We start from the raw sequence: 4,811 nt of genomic DNA, 5'->3' as shown, positions 1-4,811 counted from the left end.
GTAAACAATTTCAAGCTATAAACTGTAAATTATCAATACCATTACAGACATCCTTAAAACTTTAAGGTTTAGCGATCGCCTAATTTATGAAAAATACAGCTCATACAGTTACTTTTATATTACATTGCAAATATCTATGTAACATGTAAAGATGCCAGCGCTCATTGCTATAGAGGATGAATGTCCGGCTCAAACTCCGATTAGTATTATCAAAGGAGCTGGAGAGTTTCCATTAGAAATAGTGCCTTCCGATACTTCTGAAAATAATTTGCGACGGGCTGTAATTATTAATGGTTTGCTAGGATGTGAGGAGACTATTACTTTATCAAATATGCAAGGTCATGGAGTTATGACTATCATGTCAATGTAATGTTAGTATCTGTTTGGCGCTGCTAATTTAGCGATCGCTCCTCAATCCATGTAGGGAAGTTCTATGGAACGTCCCTACTGTGGTCTAATATCATGTTCCCCCTCCGGGGGAGCTACGCTAACGGATAATCAGTTATAAAAAAACTTCTGGCCTTGAAGTTTTCTTTTCCTTCTACCTACAGCAAAGCTGCCTTCTGCCTTCCTTACTCCAAAGTGTAAGTATTCAACGAACATGATATAAGATCGTTACAATGACAGTTATTTAAGTCTAAAAAAGTAAAATTTATAACTTAAAAAAGAAATTAAAGAATCATGCACAATAAATCTCTTGGTACTTTTTTTATACTTCTGGGATTATCACTATTTTCTCCTCAAACAGCTACTCCTATTATCGAGATTATTACACCTATCATAAAATTTATAGGATAACTTGAGGAGATTAAAAACCCCTACCAATACCCGCAGAGCAAAAACTATAAACAAGAATATTCAGTTGTGAACCCTATCGAAAAATCTTCGCCTTTAAACTTGATAAAATCAAACAAACACTTTCAGTCTATAAATGGAAAAAAAGTTATTTCCTATGGTCGTAGCGGAAAATTTTCTGGAGGAGTTGTTAAAACAAGACTTCAGCAAAAACCAAGTAGTCAAGATAGGGGGGTTGTTGCAATTATTTGTTGGAATGATGGAATTCAATCCAATGTTTTATTCCTAGAAAATTCCAGAGTTCTGGTTTGGATAAATAAAGTTGAATATGGAGACAAATGGTATTGGGATACAGAAGGTTATTTGCGTATCAAAATGGATCGGGGTTCTCAATATATTTTTAATTAAATGGAGTTTAAATAACAACTGATACTTTTGATGAACTTAGGCGATGGGTATTAATCCAACAACAGGCAAGAAGAATTTCATTTTCACAATTAATATCATGTCCGCACTTGATCATTTGTGTAAAACCAAGGGTGAATATCTACAGGAAATTTACGTTTTTTCAAGTTTTTAAGCCTTCTTCCCTCTTCCTTCTTCCCTCTTCCTTACCTTCACGCTTACAATACCGATGCTACCGGACATGATATAAATGAGTTTTTTAGTCCGGATATCTTTATTTCCCCCTAGTATTGATGAATATAATTTAATATTAGGAAGCAAGAGCTATAATTATCCACCAACTTTTACAGGGAGTAGGAAATATCTAACTTTTTTCTCATTTTTTCACTACCCTTGTTTAATATTCCAGACCTCACCTGCAGTGTCTAATTGCGAACTAAACCCTAACTAACTAGTTGAATCTATACCACCTACTTCAAAAATATAGCAATTATCTCTGAGCTATTATGTATGATTTTTGCAGCACAATTTTAATCTGGTATATGTTTTTTATCACTGTATCAATCACAACAATTATTCTGTACGAGCGAGAAAAATATTCTTGCTAATTTTAGTATCTTCCTTGACGATTATGTATGATTTTTGCAGCACAATTTTAATCTGGTATATGTTTTTTATCACTGCATCAATCACAACAATTATTCTGTACGAGCGAGAAAAATATTCTTGCTAATTTTAGTATCTTCCTTGACAATCCACTTCAAAAAAATCTCTATAAATCAACCCTAAAAATTGCGATATTTTTATCCTGATTTTCTAGGTAAATTCCGCAATTATCTATATACAAATATCTTCTACCATTTACTCTAAATCAACTATGAATTTTCGTGAAATTGACGGCAGTAATAATAATCAAAATCATCCCGAATATGGTCAAACAGGTGAAAATTTACTTCGTTTTACACCAGCTGCTTATGCAGATGGAATACAAGAATTAGCTAATCCTAATAACCCTAATCCTCGCAATATTAGTAATACCCTATTCGACCAACAAGAATCTATTCCAGACCCACGAAATTTAAGTGATTATGTCTGGGCATGGGGACAATTTGTTGACCATGATATTACTTTGACTCACTTACAGTCAGGTAACGATGCTGAAAGTGCAAACATCTTCATTCCTCAAGGTGACTCAGTTTACACCCCTGGGTCATTTATTCCCGTTACCCGATCGCTATTTGATCAGAATACTGGCACTGATATTAACAACCCCCGAGAACACGCCAATGAACTCACTGCTTGGTTGGATGCAAGTCAAGTATATGGTAGTGATGAAGACCGTGCTAACTGGTTACGCAGTTTCGATGGCGGAAAGTTGAAAGTTACTGCCCATTCTACAGGAGATTTACTACCTACTAGGGGAAATGACCCAGATGCTCCTGCTATGGCCATGGAAGAAAGTATTGGTGAAAGCACTTTTGTGGCAGGGGACGAGCGGGCAAACGAACACGCGGTCTTAACTTCGTTGCATACCTTATTTGTGCGGGAACATAACCGTTTAGCAGAAATTATTGATGCCACCCACACAGACTTACCCTCAAATACTGCCGATCGCGATGAAGAGATTTATCAACGAGCGCGTAAAATAGTGGGAGCAGAAATTCAAGCGATTACATATAAAGAGTTTTTACCTTCTCTAGGCGTAACTCTAGATCCTTATAATGGCTACGATACAACTGTTAATCCTGGTATCAATACAGAATTTTCTACTGCTGGTTTCCGTTTGGGTCACACTCTAGTTAGCGGTACTGTGCCACGTCTCAACGAAGATGGCACTACTGCTCCCGTTGGTGAACTAGATTTATTTCAAGGCTTTTTCCAACCAGAACGCATTACCGAAGATGGAGGAATAGAACCTGTTTTGCGGGGTTTAGCTACCCAGGTACAGCAGCAGACAGACGCGAAAATAGTGGATGATTTGCGGAATTTGTTGTTTACTGGGGCACCCGGTGGTGGACCTGTGGCAAATGGTACAGATTTGGCAGCGTTGAATATCCAGCGCGGTCGCGACCATGGTTTGGCAAATTATAATGAGGTGCGGCAAGCACTGGGTTTGTCAAGGGTGAATGATTTTAGCGATATTTCTTCTGACCCAGAAGTGGTGGCAGCATTAGAGGAACTTTATGGTGATGTTGATAATATTGACCAGTGGGTGGGGATGTTGTCAGAGAATACTTTGCCTAATTCTAGTATTGGTGAATTGAATGAAGCAATTTTAGAAGACCAGTTTGAACGTTTACGAGATGGCGATCGCTTCTGGTATGAAAATGATGTTGACCTTGCTCAGTGGCAGTTAGGGGAAAATGGTACTGTTTCAGATTGGTTAGAGAATCTGAATTTATCGGATATTGTCAAGTTAAATACTGATATTGATAATATTTCAGATAATGTTTTCTTTGTGCCCGATATTGTTGTGACAAATACTAACGATAGTGGTCAGGGTTCCTTAAGAGAGGCGATCGCTAATGCTGATTCTGGCGATACTATTGTATTTGACCCCAGTATTGCTGGTGAAACTATAAATCTGACCAGTGGGCAACTGAGAATAGATAAAAACCTTCATATTGATGGTTATGAAAATAACCAGGTTAATATAAATGCTGGGGGTAACTCCCGTGTCTTTCAGATCGATGATGGTAACAACAGTGTCCAAAGTCAGGTGACTATTGATGGAGTTATTATCGAAGGTGGCAACGTTACTGGTAATGGTGATGATGGTGGTGGTATTTTTAACCGAGAAAATCTCACACTAAGTAACAGTACTGTTACAGGTAACACCGCAAATAAGGATGGTGGTGGTATTTTCAATGCTCAAACAGGTAATATTACCATTTCCAACACTACTATTAGCAATAACGAAACAAAAGAAGGATTAGCTTCTGGTGGCGGTATTTTTAATGGTGGAGAAATTAATATTTCCTACAGTGAAATTTCTCATAACTTTGCCAACGATACTGGAGGAGGTATTTACAACTGGAGTCCGGGAAATATTACGATTACTAATAGTACCATTAGTGGTAACACGGCGAATAATGATGGTGGCGGTATATTTGTATATGGTGACACTGAGATTATCGACAGTACCATCAGTGATAATGTAGCTCTTTCCGCTACTGCTGATGGTGGAGGGGTCGCCGTTTTCGGTAATGCAGAAATCACAAATAGTACCATTAGTGGTAATAGTGCGGAAGATGATGGCGGTGGTGTTTATGTCAAAGATAATGTTTTTGGCAATATTCCCACTGCCGTTATTACTAATAGCACAATTATTGAAAATACTGCGGTTTCAGATGGTGGGGGGATTTTCAATTTCGGTGTAGCTGAAGTCGAAGACACTACTATTACTGACAATAATGCTCCTGATGGTCGTGGTAGTGGTATTGCTAGTTTCGGAAATACTTCTATTACCTCAACAACTATTGAGACTTACACAACTTAACTGGTAAAATTAGACTATAATGCTTGTAAATCAATAATTTTACGTCGAAGCGATCGCTACGGGACTTACACAAAATTTTAGAGCTGCCGAAATCAAGTAAATATTAAGGGGC

The 4,811-nt window shown here is 37.6% G+C and carries 3 protein-coding genes; all 3 read left to right on the top strand.

All coding sequences use genetic code 11. The features are described 5' to 3' along the window. The first annotated feature begins 151 nt into the window (after positions 1-151). The 3 genes from F6K27_RS32430 (at position 152) to F6K27_RS32420 (ending at position 4,699) form a co-directional block, all read left to right on the top strand. Positions 152-370 carry a hypothetical protein gene (locus tag F6K27_RS32430; protein WP_287280004.1) on the top strand — a complete coding sequence of 73 codons (219 nt, stop codon included), beginning with the start codon at positions 152-154 and terminating at the stop codon, positions 368-370. Between the two features lie 494 nt (positions 371-864). Continuing rightward, the gene (locus tag F6K27_RS32425) at positions 865-1,203 is read left to right on the top strand and encodes a hypothetical protein (RefSeq protein ID WP_287280002.1); all 339 of its coding nucleotides are present in this window, start codon (positions 865-867) and stop codon (positions 1,201-1,203) included. A gap of 874 nt (positions 1,204-2,077) precedes the next feature. Next, positions 2,078-4,699 (top strand): peroxidase family protein, encoded by a 2,622-nt coding sequence (locus F6K27_RS32420; RefSeq protein ID WP_287280000.1) that lies wholly within the window; start codon positions 2,078-2,080, stop codon positions 4,697-4,699. Positions 4,700-4,811 lie beyond the last annotated feature (112 nt).

Source organism: Okeania sp. SIO2F5 (genome assembly GCF_010692685.1).
GTDB classification, from domain to species: domain Bacteria; phylum Cyanobacteriota; class Cyanobacteriia; order Cyanobacteriales; family Microcoleaceae; genus Okeania; species Okeania hirsuta.
This window is presented reverse-complemented; position numbering and strand designations above follow the sequence as displayed.

Coding starts and splice junctions, on each gene's coding strand:
- F6K27_RS32430 (WP_287280004.1), top strand. CDS start 152: ATGCCAGCGCTCATTGCTATAGAGGATGAATGTCCGGCTCAAACTCCG.
- F6K27_RS32420 (WP_287280000.1), top strand. CDS start 2,078: ATGAATTTTCGTGAAATTGACGGCAGTAATAATAATCAAAATCATCCC.